The organism is Micromonospora sp. NPDC005171, from assembly GCF_040608575.1.
Taxonomy (GTDB): domain Bacteria; phylum Actinomycetota; class Actinomycetes; order Mycobacteriales; family Micromonosporaceae; genus Micromonospora.
On the sequence record NZ_JBEXIM010000041.1, the window covers coordinates 43,659 to 56,136 of the forward strand.

Sequence of the window (12,478 nt, forward strand, 5' to 3'; positions counted from 1 at the left end):
CGGGTTACCCGGGCGGGGCACCCGCCCGGACGAGAAGAGGGGAACACTTCCGATGGAGAGCTTCGGTACCCGGCTGCACCGGGCGATCACCGAGCGCGGCCCACTGTGTGTGGGCATCGACCCGCATCCCGGTCTGCTGGCCCAGTGGGGCCTCCCGGACGACGTTCAGGGGCTCGACCGGTTCAGCCGGACCGTCGTGGAAGCCCTCGGTGACCGGGTTGCGGTAGTCAAGCCTCAGTCGGCCTTTTTCGAGCGGTTCGGGTCCCGAGGTGTGGCGATTCTTGAGTCAACTATCCGACAGTTACGGGATGCCGGCTCGCTCGTTCTGCTGGACGTCAAGCGCGGAGACATCGGCTCGACGGTGAGCGCGTACGCCGCCGCGTACCTTGATCCATCCAGTTCCGTGTATGTCGACGCGGTCACCGCGAGCCCCTACCTCGGGGTCGGTTCGCTGGCGCCGATGTTCGAGCTGGCCGCCGAGTACGGCGGCGGGGTCTTCGTGCTGGCCCTCACCTCCAACCCCGAGGGAGCGGCCGTGCAGCGGGCCGTCACGGCCGACGGCCGCACCGTGGCGCAGACGGTGATCGACGAGATTTCCCAGCTCAACCGGGGTGCGGCACCGCTGGGGAGCTTCGGGCTGGTGGTCGGCGCGACCATCGGTGACACCGGTCACGACCTCTCCGGGGTGGGGGGCCCACTGCTCGCTCCGGGACTCGGCGCACAGGGTGCCGGCGCAGCCGATCTGCGTACCGTCTTCGGTTCGAGCCTCGCCTCGGTGCTCCCGTCGTACTCCCGGGAAGTGCTCTCGGCAGGCCCCGATGTGGCCGCGCTGCGCGCCGCCGCGGACCGTGTGTTGGTCGACTGCCGGGCCGTCCTGCCTGCCCGGTGACTGACTGACGGGTCGGTCACTCTACGGTGATCATGCGGCCCCCACGTTGCCGAAAGCTTCGTTGGCCGCTAGTTTTCCCCGCGCTGGGAACCATGGACCCCTTGGTTCACAGCGACACCACGTTTCACAGATGCGGCGGTGCGCCCCGCCCGCCGCGATAGGGACCTGAGGAGAACTGGTGCCGCTCCCGTCACTGACCCCCGAACAACGCGCTGCCGCGCTCGAGAAGGCCGCGGAGATCCGCAAGGCCCGTGCTCAGCTGAAGGAGCAGCTCAAGCAGGGCAAGACCACCCTCGGTGCCGTCCTCGAGCGGGCCGAGAGCGACGACGTCGTAGGCAAGCTCAAGGTGTCGGCCGTCCTGCAGGCCATGCCGGGCATCGGCAAGATCCGGGCTACCCAGATCATGGAGAAGCTCAAGATCGCCGACAGCCGTCGCCTGCGTGGCCTCGGCGAGCAGCAGCGCAAGGCACTGCTTGGAGAGTTCGCCGCCAACTGAACCTGGCAGCGTGTAGAAACAAGCAGTGAGCACGGATGACGAGGCGCGCCCGGCGGCTCGGCTCACTGTCCTGGCTGGACCTTCGGGTTCCGGCAGGGAGAGTGTCGTCGAGCTCGTCCGGGCGCGTTCTCCGTCCGTGTGGATCCCGGTCGCGGCGACCACCAGGCCGCGCCGGGAGTCGGAGATCGACGGGGTGGACCGCGTCTTCCTCGCCCCCGCCGAGTTCGACAGGTGGATCGTCGACGGCGAGCTGCTGGAGTGGTCCCGAATCGGCTCGCACCGCCGGGGCACCCCGTACTCGCCGCTGCGCGCCCGGCTCGCCGCTGGGCAGCCGGTGCTGCTCCCGCTCGACCTGCGCGGCGCCCCACTGGTCCGCGCGCGTCTGCCAGACGCCCGGCTGGTGCTGCTGATCCCACCCGGGTACGCCCCCGACGCCACGGTGGTCGCCATCGTCGAGCACACGCTGACCCACGACCACACCGAACGGGTGGTCGACGAGCTGGTAGGCTTACTCGGTTCTTCTTATCCGGATCCGACCTGGTCGCGTGTGCGTGGCTGACGGTCGGCCGCCGTTGAGACTCAGCACCGCGTCCGCGCGGCTCGAAAGACGCAGAGGTTAATTCGTGGGATCCATCGCCAACCCCGAAGGCATCACCAACCCGCCGATCGACGAGCTCCTCGAGAAGACGACGTCGAAGTATGCGCTGGTCATCTTCGCCGCCAAGCGCGCGCGCCAGGTCAACGCCTACTACAGCCAGCTCGGTGAGGGTCTGCTGGAGTACGTCGGCCCGCTCGTCGAGACCACCCCGCAGGAGAAGCCCCTCTCGATCGCCATGCGCGAGATCAACTCGGGCCTGCTCACCGCCGAGCCGACCGACCAGCCGTAAACCCCCGCTGGCCGATGTCCGCCTCGATCGTCCTCGGGGTCGGTGGCGGCATCGCCGCCTACAAGGCGTGCGAGCTGCTGCGACTCTTCACCGAATCGGGTCACCGGGTTCGGGTCGTGCCAACCGCGTCGGCGCTCCGCTTCGTTGGGGCGCCGACCTGGGCCGCGCTCTCCGGTCAGCCGGTCGCCGACGACGTCTGGACCGACGTCCACGAGGTGCCGCACGTCCGGCTCGGAAAGCAGGCCGACCTGGTGGTGGTCGCGCCGACCACCACCGACCTGCTCGCCAAGGCCGCGCACGGCCTCGCCGACGACCTGCTGACCAACACGCTGCTCACCGCCCGCTGCCCGGTCCTGCTGGCTCCGGCCATGCACACCGAGATGTGGGAGCACCCCGCCACCGTGGCCAACGTCGCCACCCTGCGCTCCCGGGGTGTGCGGGTCATCGAGCCGGCCGTCGGTCGGCTCACCGGCGCCGACACCGGCAAGGGTCGACTGCCCGACCCGGCGGAGATCTTCGCCGTCGCCGGTCGGCTGCTGGCCCGCGGCGACTCCGCCCCCGCCGATCTGGCCGGCCGCCGGGTGGTCGTCACCGCCGGTGGCACCCGCGAGCCCCTGGACCCGGTCCGTTTCCTGGGCAACCGCTCGTCGGGCAAGCAGGGGTACGCGTTCGCCCGCGCGGCGGTCGCCCGAGGCGCCCGGGTCACACTGATCGCGGCCAACGTCGGCCTCGCCGACCCGGCCGGCGTCGACCTGATCCGGGTGGGCACCACCGCCGAGCTGCAGGAGGCGACCGTCAAGGCCGCCGTCGAGGCCGACGCGGTGGTGATGGCGGCGGCTCCGGCCGATTTCCGGCCCGCGACGTACGCGCCTGGCAAAATCAAGAAGTCGGACGACGGCGTCGCGCCCACCATCGAGCTCGTCACGAACCCGGACATCGCGGCGGAGCTCGGCCAGCGCAAACGACCAGAGCAGGTGCTGGTGGTGTTCGCCGCCGAGACCGGCGATGCCGAGGCCAACGGCCGGGCGAAGCTCGCCCGGAAGCGGGCCGACCTGATCGTGATCAACGAAGTCGGCCCGGACCTGGTCTTCGGCGCCGACACCAATACGGTGACGGTCGTCGGCGCGGACGGTTCGGTCAGCCGATTGCCAGAGCAGGCCAAGGAAGATGTGGCCGACGCCGTCTGGGATCTCGTCGTGGCGCGGCTTCCCGGCCGTTCCTGACGGGTGGAACAGGGCGTGACCGATCCCGACACCGGCCGCAGTGGTGATTAGACTGCCGCGGAACGACCTCACACGCTTAGGAGTGCCGTGACACGCCGCCTCTTCACGTCCGAATCGGTCACGGAAGGCCACCCGGACAAGATCGCTGACCAGATCAGCGATGGCATCCTCGATGCGCTGCTGACCGAGGATCCCCACAGCCGCGTAGCGGTGGAAACCATGATCACCACCGGTCAGGTGCACATCGCCGGCGAGGTGACCACCAAGGCGTACGCCGACATCCCGACGATCGTCCGCCGGACCATCCTCGACATCGGCTACGACTCGTCCAAGAAGGGCTTCGACGGCGCCTCCTGCGGGGTCAGCGTCTCCATCGGCGCCCAGTCCGAGGACATCGCGCAGGGTGTGGACAACGCCTTCGAGCTGCGGACCGGGGCGTCGGAGAGCGCGCTGGACGCGCAGGGCGCCGGCGACCAGGGCATGATGTTCGGCTTCGCCTGCTCGGAGACGCCCGAGCTGATGCCGCTGCCGATCGCCCTCGCCCACCGGCTGGCCCGCCGCCTCTCGGCGATGCGCAAGGACGGCACGATCCCGTACCTGCGGCCGGACGGCAAGACCCAGGTCACCATCGAGTACGAGGGGCTGCGCCCGGTCCGGCTGAACACGGTGGTCGTGTCCAGCCAGCACGCCGCCGACATCTCGCTGGACTCGCTGCTCACCCCGGACGTGCGCGACCACGTGATCGCTCCGGAGCTGGAGAGCCTCGGCCTGGACACCGACGGCTACCGGCTGCTGGTCAACCCAACCGGCCGGTTCGAGATCGGCGGCCCGATGGGTGACGCCGGGCTGACCGGTCGCAAGATCATCGTCGACACCTACGGCGGGTACGCCCGCCACGGTGGCGGCGCGTTCTCCGGCAAGGACCCGTCCAAGGTGGACCGCTCGGCCGCGTACGCGATGCGCTGGGTGGCCAAGAACGTGGTCGCCGCCGGCCTGGCCGAGCGGTGCGAGGCACAGGTCGCCTACGCCATTGGCAAGGCGCACCCGGTGAGCCTGTTCATCGAGACGTTCGGCACCGAGACCGTGCCCGTCTCCTCGATCGAGAAGGCCGTCTCCGAGGTGTTCGACCTGCGTCCGGCCGCCATCATCCGGGACCTCAACCTGCTCCGCCCGATCTACCAGCAGACCGCCGCGTACGGCCACTTCGGCCGGGAACTGCCGGACCTGACCTGGGAGAGCACCGACCGGGCCGCCGACCTCAAGTCGGCCGCGGGAGCCTGACCGCCACCAAGCGCAGCGACCGGCGACCCGCGGATGGGTCGCCGGTCGCGCGCGTCTGTGTGGACGTCGGGCTGGCGCACCTGGACCGGCCGTTCGACTACCTGGTGCCGGCGGAGCTGGACGAGGTGGCGGTGCCCGGTACCCGGGTGAAGGTGCGCTTCGCCGGGCAACTCGTCGACGGGTGGCTGCTGTCGCGCGCCGACGACTCCGGGCACACCGGCCGCCTCGCGTACCTGGAGAAGGTGGTCTCGCCGGAGCCGGTGCTGGCCCCCGAGATCGCCCGGCTGGCCCGGGCGGTCGCCGACCGGTACGCGGGCAGCCTCGCCGACGTGCTCCGGCTCGCCGTGCCGCCCCGGCACGCCCGGGTCGAGAAGGAGCCCCGCGACGACCAGCCCGCCCCGGCGGCCCCCACCGGGGCGCCCGACCCGCGCGGGTGGCGCGACTACCCGACCGGCCCGGCCCTGCTGCGGGCGCTCGTCGACGGCCGGGCGCCTCGCGCGGTCTGGTCGGCGTTGCCCGGTGAGGACTGGGCGGCCCGCTACGCCGACGCGGTGGCGGCCACCGTCGCCGGTGGGCGCGGCGCGGTGGTCGTGGTGCCCGACGCGCGTGACCTCGACCGCCTCGATGCCGCGCTCACCGGCGTGCTCGGCCCGGGGCGACACGTCAGCCTCTCCGCCGCGCTCGGCCCGGCCCGGCGTTACCGGGCCTTCCTCGCCGCTCGCCGGGAACAGGTGCCGGTGGTGATCGGCACCCGGGCGGCGATGTTCGCCCCGGTGGCCCGACTCGGCCTCGTCGCCATCTGGGACGACGGTGACGATTTGCACTCCGAGCCCCGGGCGCCCTACCCGCACGCCCGCGACGTGCTGCTCACCCGCGCCCACCTCGCCGAGGCCGGCGCGCTGGTCGGCGGGTACGCCCGGACGGCCGAGGCGCAGCTGCTGGTGGAGACCGGCTGGGCCCCGGAGGTGGTCGCGGACCGGAACACCGTGCGGGCTCGCATTCCGGCCATCGCGCCGACCGGGGACGACCCGCAACTGGCCCGTGACCCCGGGGCCGCCACCGCCCGGCTGCCCAGCCTGGCCTGGACGGCTGCCCGCGACGCGCTCCGGCAGGACCTGCCGGTGCTGGTGCAGGTGCCCCGCCGCGGCTACCTGCCGTCGATCTCCTGCGCCGAGTGCCGCACCCCGGCCCGGTGCGCGCACTGCGCCGGTCCGCTCGCGTTGCCCTCGGCCGGCGGCACACCGGCCTGCCGGTGGTGCGCTCGGGTGGCGGCCGCGTACGCCTGCCCGGAGTGCGGTGGGCGGCGGCTGCGGGCCGCGGTGACCGGCGCCCGGCGGACCGCCGAGGAGTTGGGCCGGGCGTTCCCCGGCGTCACGGTGCGCACCTCCGGGCGCGAGGAGGTGCTGACCGACGTGCCCCGCGGTGCGGCCCTGGTGGTGGCCACCCCGGGTGCCGAGCCGGTGGCCGAGGGCGGCTACGGCGCGGTGCTGCTGCTCGACTCGTGGGCCCTGTTGACCCGGGCCGACCTGCGCGCCGGCGAGGAGGCGCTCCGCCGCTGGCTGGCGGCGGCGGCGTTGGCCCGCCCGGCGCCGGCGGGTCGGGTGGTGGTGGTCGCCGACGGCGCGCTCGCCCCCGTGCAGGCGCTGCTGCGCTGGGACGCGGGCTGGTTCGCCGGTCGAGAGTTGGCCGAGCGCCGCGAGCTGGGCTTCCCACCGGCCGTCCGGATGGCGAGCGTCACCGGACCGGCCGACGCGGTGGCGGACCTGCTGGCGGCGGCCCGGCTGCCGGACGACGCCGAGGTGCTCGGGCCGGTGCCGGCCGAGGAGGGTCGGGAGCGGATGTTGGTGCGGGTGCCCCGGGCTCGGGCTGCCGCTCTCGCCGAGGCGTTGCACTCGGCCGCTGGCGCTCGGGCCGCCCGCAAGGCCGCCGATCCGGTTCGTCTCCAGGTGGATCCGCTGAGCCTGTTCTGAGGAGTTTCGGCCGGTGCCGACGGTGGCGGACGTCGTCCGCTGCGATGCCCCCTCGCACACCGCGTCCGGCAAAGCGGTGGCGCCCGAGTGGTAGCATCGCCCGTCATGCCGAGGCGTACGACGGGCTCCAGGTCGCGACGGAGCGTCAGCCGCGCCGAGCCGGGGTCGCCGCGGGATGGCGCGACGATGGCGGAATCGCGTCCGTCGGGCGCGAGGTCGATGATGTCAATGAGCCGGTGATCAGGGGTGGACCAGTCGTGACCGTTGGACAATCGATCGTCTTCAACGGCGACCTCGGCAGCGGCAAGAGCACCGTGTCGGTCGAGATCGCCAAGCGGCTCGGCATGCGCCGGGTCAGCGTGGGGGACCTCTACCGGGAGATGGCGCAGCAGCGGCAGATGACCGCGCTGCAGCTGAACCTGCACGCCGAGCTCGACCAGGCCGTCGACGGATACGTCGACCAGCTTCAGCGGGACATCGCCGCGTCCGGTGAGCGCCTCGTCATGGACTCCCGGCTGGCCTGGCACTTCTTCACCGACGCGCTCAAGGTGCACATGATCACCGAGCCGGGCGAGGCGGCCCGCCGGGTGCTCGCCCGACCGTCCGGGCCGGCGGAGAGCTACGCCTCCCTGGAGGAGGCCAAGGCCAAGCTCCGGGAGCGCAGCGCGAGCGAGCGCAGTCGGTTCATCATCCGGTACGGGGTCGACAAGGCCCGGCTGCGCAACTACGACCTGATCTGCGACACCACCCGGGCGTCCGCCGCCGAGGTGATCGAGCACATCGTGGCCGCGTACGAGGGCACGCTCGGCGCCGAGGTGCTGCGCGACGCGCCGCCGCTGCTGCTGCTGGACCCGGCCCGGGTCTACCCGACCGAGGACATCGCCACCCTGCGGGGTCTGTGGGACACCGACTTCGTCGGTGGGGTGGCCGAGGCCGGCGACGAGGCCCTCGAACCGCTGAAGATCGGCTTCACCGGCGAGTACTTCTTCGTCGTCGACGGTCACCGTCGCCTCAGCGCCGCTCTGCAGAACGGGTTCTCCCTGGTCCCCGCCCAGCTGGTCGCCGAGGTCGACGAGCCGGTCGTGGGCGGGATGACCGCGATCGACTACTTCGCCGCCCAGGTGCGCCCCGGCCTGATCTACGACTGGGAGGCGGCTCACAAGATCCAACTGCCGCTGCCCGAGCCGGCGCTGCTCCGTGGCGACGCGGTGCTCGCCGGGGATCCGGGCGCCAGCGTCTGACGGGTCTGTCCGCCGCGCCGGGCTCAGCCCCGGACGGCGAGCCCTCGCACTCTGTCCGGCCGACGGCGGCCCGGCCCGCTCCGGCACCGCCGCGGTGGGGACTGCCGCGAGCGGCCGACACCGGGATGATGGGGTCTCCGACGCATCGACGGGGAGGCCGGTCATGGACGCTGCCGAGGCGCTCACACTGCTCATGTCGCCGCACGGGCGCGTCGACCCGTACCCGACCTACGAGCGGCTCCGCGCGCACGGGCCGGTGGTGCAGGCCATGCCGGGCCTCTACGTGGTGACCGGTTATCCGGAGGTCGACGAGCTGCTCCGCGATCCCCGCCTCGGGGTCATGGACGACGCGCTGCGGGACCAGGTCTGGCCGAACTGGCGGGAGAGTCCCGCCGTGTCGTCGATCGCCCGGTCGATGCTGCGGACCAACCCGCCCGACCACAGTCGGATGCGCCGGCTCGCCTCCGGAGCGTTCAGCCCGCGCCGGGTCGCCGGGATGCGCGACGTGGTGCGCGTCCAGGCCGAGGAACTGCTCGACTCGATGGTGGCGAAGGCCGAGAGCGGCGCACCGGTCGACATCCTGGCCGACTTCGCGTACCCCCTGCCGGTGGGTGTGATCTGCGCGCTGCTCGGCGTGCCGGCGGCGGATCGGCCGCTGTTCCGCCGCTGGGCCGGCGACCTGACCGGGGTGCTGGAGCCGGAGATCACCCCCGAGGAGCTGGCCGTCGCCGACGCCGGCGCCACCGAGCTGCGCGACTACTTCGTCGAGCTGGTCGTCGCGCGGCGTCGTGCCCCAGCCGACGACCTGACCACCGCGCTGGTCCAGGTGCACGACGCCGGTGGCGACCGGCTCACCGGCCCCGAGCTGCTGGCCAACCTGGTGGTGCTGTTGGTCGCCGGCTTCGAGACCACCACCAACCTGCTCGGCAACGGCCTTGTCGTGCTGCTGGGTCACCCCGAGGCCGCCGCCGCGCTGCGCGCCGACCCGGACCTTGCCCCGGCGTACGTCGAGGAGCTGCTGCGCTACGACTCCCCGGTGCAGCTGACCACCCGGACCAGCACCGCGCCGGTGCGCTGCGGCGGGCTCGACCTGCCGTCCGGCAGTACGACGCTGCTGCTGCTGGGCGCCGCCAACCGCGACCCGCGCCGGTTCCCCGACGCGCAGCGCTTCGACCCGACCCGTGCGCAGGCGCACCCGCTCTCCTTCGGCGCCGGCCCGCACTACTGTCTCGGCGCGGGCCTGGCCCGGTTGGAGGCGCAGCTGGCCTTCCCGATGTTGCTGCGCCGCCTGCCCGAGCTGGCCCTGGCCGAGGTTCCCCGGCACCGAACCCGGCTCACTCTGCGTGGCTACGAGAGCATCCCGGTGACGCTGGGCACACCGGCGGTGGTTGATCGAGGTGCGCCGGACGGCGTTCTGCCGGGCACTCCGTAGACTGGTACGGCACCGCTCGTCCGCCCGAAGAAGGAGCCCTCCCGCGTGACCGTCCAGCCCATCCGTCTGTTTGGGGATCCGGTGCTGCGCACGCCGGCCGATCCGGTGGTCGACTTCGACGCCGAGCTACGTCGGCTCGTCGCCGACCTCACCGACACGATGCGTGAGCAGAACGGCGCCGGCCTGGCCGCGCCGCAGCTCGGTGTGAGCCTGCGGGTGTTCACCTTCGACGTCGACGACGTCCTCGGGCACCTGATCAACCCGGTGCTGGAGTTCCCCGACGAGGAGGAGCAGGACGGCCCGGAGGGCTGCCTGTCGATCCCCGGGCTCTACTTCGACACCAAGCGTCGGCAGAACGTCGTCGCCAAGGGCTTCAGCTCGTTCGGCGACCCGATGCAGATCGTCGGCACCGGCCTGATGGCGCGCTGTGTGCAGCACGAGACCGACCACCTCGACGGGGTGCTCTTCCTGGACCGACTGGACCCGGAGGGCCGTAAGGAAGCCATGAAGGCGATCCGCCAGGCCGAGTGGTACGACGCGGCGGCCCCGCCCACGGTCAAGCTCAGCCCGCACATCAGCGACCCCTTCGGTCTGGGGCGCTGACCCGGATGCGCGTGATCTTCGCCGGTACGCCTGCCGTCGCCCTTCCCGCCCTGGCCGCCGTCGCCGCCTCCCGACACGAGCTGGTGGCCGTGGTCACCCGGCCGGACGCACCCGCCGGGCGTGGGCGGGGTCTGTCCCGCTCCCCGGTCGGCGCGTGGGCCGACGAGCACGGCGTCGAGGTGCTCACACCCACCCGCCCCCGCGACCCGGAGTTCCTCGACCGGCTGCGCGAGCTGGAGCCGGACTGCGTGCCGGTGGTCGCCTACGGCGCGCTGGTGCCGCCGGCGGCCCTGGAGATCCCCCGGCACGGCTGGATCAACCTGCACTTCTCCCTGTTGCCCGCCTGGCGGGGCGCCGCGCCCGTGCAGCACGCCGTGCTGCACGGGGACGAGCTGACCGGGGCCAGCGTCTTCCAACTGGAGGAGGGCCTGGACACCGGCCCGGTCTACGGCACGCTGACCGACGAGATCCGCGCCGCCGACACCTCCGGTGACCTGCTGGGGCGGCTCGCCGACTCCGGCGCCGGGCTGCTGGTGGCGGTGCTGGACGCGATCGCCGACGGCACCGCCCGCGCCGAGCCGCAGCCGGCCGACGGGGTGTCGCTGGCGCCGAAGCTGACAGTGGACGACGCGCGGGTGCGCTGGGGTGACCCGGCCTTCGCCGTGGATCGCCGGATCCGGGCCTGCACGCCCGCGCCGGGAGCCTGGACCACCTTCCGCGACGAGCGGGTGAAACTCGGCCCGGTCGTCCCGGTGCCCGACGGCCCCGAGCTGAAGCCGGGGGAGTTGCTGGTGGAGAAGTCCCGGGTGCTGGCCGGCACGGCGACCGTGCCGGTGCGTCTCGGCGAGGTCCGCGCCGCGGGCAAGCGGGCCATGAGCGCCACCGACTGGGCGCGCGGCGTCCGGGTCGGCAATGGAGAGGACTTCGCGTGACGGCACCGGAGGGAACCCGACCGACGCGCTCCGGCCCGTCGATCGGCCGTGGCGGGGACCGCCGCCCGGTCCGGCCACCGCTGGACCGACCGCGCCGCGCCGCGTACGAGGCGGTGGCGGCGGTGCACCGGGACGACGCGTTCGCCAACCTGGTGCTGCCCATCATCCTGCGCGAGGAGGGGCTGTTCGGTCGGGACGCGGCCTTCGCCACCGAGCTGACCTACGGCACCCTGCGCCACCTGGGCACGTTGGACGCGATCCTGACCGACGCGGCCGGCCGGGACGTGGCCCGGATCGACCCGCCGGTCCGCGACGCGCTGCGGCTCGGGGCGTACCAACTGCTGCACACCCGGGTGCCGGCGCACGCCGCGGTCTCGTCGACTGTCGACCTGGTCCGTTCGGTCGCACCGGGCGCCACCGGCTTCGCCAACGCGGTGCTGCGCGAGGTGTCCAGCCGTGACGCGGACGCCTGGGTGGCGAAGCTCGCCCCACCGATGGAGACCGACCCGGTCGGTCACCTCGCGTTGGCGTACAGCCATCCGCAGTGGATCGTGCGGGCCTTCTCCGAGGCGCTCGGCGGCGATCTCGGTGAGACGGCCCGCCTCCTGATCGAAGACAATGAGCGCCCGCCGGTGCACCTCTGCGCCCGGCCTGGGCTGATCGACCCGGTCGAGTTGGCCGACCAGGTCGGCGGTGCGCCCGGTGCCTTCTCGCCGTACGCCGTCTATCTGCCCGGTGGCGCGCCGGGCGACATCCCGGCGGTGGTCGACGGCCGTGCCCACGTGCAGGACGAGGGCTCCCAGTTGGTGGCCGCCGCGCTCGCCGACGCGCCGTTGGACGGCCCGGACGGGCGTTGGCTTGACCTGTGCGCCGGCCCGGGTGGCAAGGCCGGGCTGCTCGGGGCGCTGGCCGCGCAGCGGGGTGCCCGGGTGACAGCGGTGGAGGTGGCCGAGCACCGGGCCCGGCTGGTCTCCCTGGCGACCCGGGACCTGCCGGTGGCCGTGCTGACGATGGACGGCCGTGAGGTCGGCGGCGACCCGAAGCTGCCGGAACAGCACTTCGACCGGGTGCTCGTGGACGCGCCGTGCACCGGGCTGGGCTCGCTGCGTCGTCGGCCGGAGTCGCGCTGGCGTCGCCAGCCGTCCGACCTGCCGCCGCTGACCCGGCTGCAACGGGAGTTGCTCGGCGCGGCGCTGCGGGCGGTTCGTCCGGGCGGCCTGGTCGCCTACGTCACCTGCTCGCCGCACACCGTCGAGACGCACGTGACGGTGACCGAGGCGGCCCGCCGTAGCGGGGTTCCGGTGGACTTCGTGGACGCCCGGCCGCTGCTGCCGGCCGGCATGCCCGGTCTCGGCGACGGCCCGACCGTGCAGCTCTGGCCACACCGCCACGGCACCGACGCGATGTTCCTCGCCGTCCTGCGGCGAGGCTGATCCGACCCGCGCGTCCGGCCGGCCGGCAGGTGCGACGTGCTGAGCACCTCACCCGTGCGGTGCGCCCGAGCGACCAGGTCGCCCCGGTCGT

12 protein-coding genes are annotated in these 12,478 nt (G+C 73.1%); all 12 read left to right on the top strand.

What is annotated here, in order from left to right; translation table 11 throughout:
- The first annotated feature begins 52 nt into the window (after nt 1-52).
- Entirely contained in the window at nt 53-889 is an 837-nt protein-coding gene (gene pyrF / locus ABZU74_RS29275; RefSeq protein ID WP_355430428.1) for an orotidine-5'-phosphate decarboxylase, read from the top strand.
- A 178-nt stretch (nt 890-1,067) separates the two neighbouring features.
- Nucleotides 1,068-1,385, top strand: coding sequence for an integration host factor, actinobacterial type (gene mihF / locus ABZU74_RS29280; protein ID WP_030335662.1), 318 nt, complete (start codon nt 1,068-1,070; stop codon nt 1,383-1,385).
- 25 nt (nt 1,386-1,410) lie between these two features.
- Nucleotides 1,411-1,944, top strand: a complete 534-nt coding sequence (locus ABZU74_RS29285; protein WP_355430431.1) for a guanylate kinase — start codon at nt 1,411-1,413, stop codon at nt 1,942-1,944.
- Nucleotides 1,945-2,008: 64 nt separating this feature from the next.
- Entirely contained in the window at nt 2,009-2,272 is a 264-nt protein-coding gene (gene rpoZ / locus ABZU74_RS29290) for a DNA-directed RNA polymerase subunit omega (RefSeq protein ID WP_030335666.1), read from the top strand.
- Between the two features lie 14 nt (nt 2,273-2,286).
- Nucleotides 2,287-3,495, top strand: a complete 1,209-nt coding sequence (coaBC, locus tag ABZU74_RS29295) for a bifunctional phosphopantothenoylcysteine decarboxylase/phosphopantothenate--cysteine ligase CoaBC (RefSeq protein WP_355430434.1) — start codon at nt 2,287-2,289, stop codon at nt 3,493-3,495.
- A gap of 87 nt (nt 3,496-3,582) precedes the next feature.
- Nucleotides 3,583-4,776 (top strand): methionine adenosyltransferase, encoded by a 1,194-nt coding sequence (gene metK, locus ABZU74_RS29300; RefSeq protein WP_355430437.1) that lies wholly within the window; start codon nt 3,583-3,585, stop codon nt 4,774-4,776.
- A 59-nt stretch (nt 4,777-4,835) separates the two neighbouring features.
- Nucleotides 4,836-6,746, top strand: a complete 1,911-nt coding sequence (locus ABZU74_RS29305) for a primosomal protein N' (protein ID WP_355430440.1) — start codon at nt 4,836-4,838, stop codon at nt 6,744-6,746.
- A 257-nt stretch (nt 6,747-7,003) separates the two neighbouring features.
- The gene (locus tag ABZU74_RS29310; RefSeq protein WP_355430443.1) at nt 7,004-7,987 is read left to right on the top strand and encodes an AAA family ATPase; all 984 of its coding nucleotides are present in this window, start codon (nt 7,004-7,006) and stop codon (nt 7,985-7,987) included.
- A gap of 163 nt (nt 7,988-8,150) precedes the next feature.
- Nucleotides 8,151-9,419 (top strand): cytochrome P450, encoded by a 1,269-nt coding sequence (locus ABZU74_RS29315; protein ID WP_355430446.1) that lies wholly within the window; start codon nt 8,151-8,153, stop codon nt 9,417-9,419.
- A 45-nt stretch (nt 9,420-9,464) separates the two neighbouring features.
- A complete protein-coding gene (gene def / locus ABZU74_RS29320) occupies nt 9,465-10,022 on the top strand; it encodes a peptide deformylase (RefSeq protein WP_091401921.1) in 558 nt (185 codons plus the stop codon).
- 5 nt (nt 10,023-10,027) lie between these two features.
- Nucleotides 10,028-10,954: a methionyl-tRNA formyltransferase gene (fmt, locus tag ABZU74_RS29325; protein ID WP_355430449.1), complete on the top strand. Its 927-nt coding sequence runs from the start codon at nt 10,028-10,030 to the stop codon at nt 10,952-10,954.
- 41 nt (nt 10,955-10,995) lie between these two features.
- A complete protein-coding gene (locus ABZU74_RS29330) occupies nt 10,996-12,387 on the top strand; it encodes a transcription antitermination factor NusB (protein WP_355430466.1) in 1,392 nt (463 codons plus the stop codon).
- The last annotated feature ends 91 nt before the right edge of the window (nt 12,388-12,478 follow it).

What these genes read in the sequence shown, in the direction of transcription:
- pyrF (WP_355430428.1), top strand. Translation starts at nt 53, where the DNA reads ATGGAGAGCTTCGGTACCCGGCTGCACCGGGCGATCACCGAGCGCGGC.
- coaBC (WP_355430434.1), top strand. Translation starts at nt 2,287, where the DNA reads ATGTCCGCCTCGATCGTCCTCGGGGTCGGTGGCGGCATCGCCGCCTAC.
- ABZU74_RS29315 (WP_355430446.1), top strand. Translation starts at nt 8,151, where the DNA reads ATGGACGCTGCCGAGGCGCTCACACTGCTCATGTCGCCGCACGGGCGC.
- fmt (WP_355430449.1), top strand. Translation starts at nt 10,028, where the DNA reads ATGCGCGTGATCTTCGCCGGTACGCCTGCCGTCGCCCTTCCCGCCCTG.